We start from the raw sequence: 594 nt of genomic DNA on the forward strand, positions 1-594 counted from the left end.
CCTGATGGCCGACATGCTGGTACAGAAGATCGCTCATCCCAAGGCGGGTGCGACCACTGCCTGGGTGCCTTCGCCTACCGCAGCCACGCTGCATGCATTGCACTATCACCAGGTGGATGTGCCGGCGGTGCAGCACGAACTGCTGGGTATCGACCTGGCGGGCGAGCGTGACAGCCTGCTCAACGACTTGTTGACCATCCCGGTATCGCCACGCCCGAACTGGAGCGATGCCGAGAAGGAGCAGGAGCTGGAAAACAACTGCCAGGGCATCCTGGGCTATGTGGTGCGCTGGGTGGAACACGGCGTGGGCTGCTCGAAGGTGCCGGACATCCACAACGTCGGCCTGATGGAAGACCGGGCAACCTTGCGTATCTCCAGCCAGCACATTGCCAACTGGCTGCTGCATGGCACGGTAAGTGAGGCAACGGTGCGCGAAGTGCTGGAGCGCATGGCCGTGGTGGTCGACAGGCAGAACGCCGGGGATGCCGCGTACCGGCCGATGGCGCCGGGCTTCGAGGCCTCGATGGCCTTCCAGGCGGCCTGCGACCTGGTGTTCAAGGGCCGCGCGCAGCCCAGCGGGTACACCGAGCCGCT

Annotated in this window: 1 pseudogene; it reads left to right on the forward strand. The window is 65.2% G+C overall.

Going from position 1 to position 594, the window contains the following annotated elements:
- Positions 1–594: pseudogene (locus G3436_RS26675) on the forward strand (malate synthase G); the annotation flags it as partial.

This window comes from Pseudomonas brassicae, from assembly GCF_010671725.1.
In the GTDB taxonomy this organism is placed as follows: Bacteria; Pseudomonadota; Gammaproteobacteria; order Pseudomonadales; family Pseudomonadaceae; genus Aquipseudomonas; species Aquipseudomonas brassicae.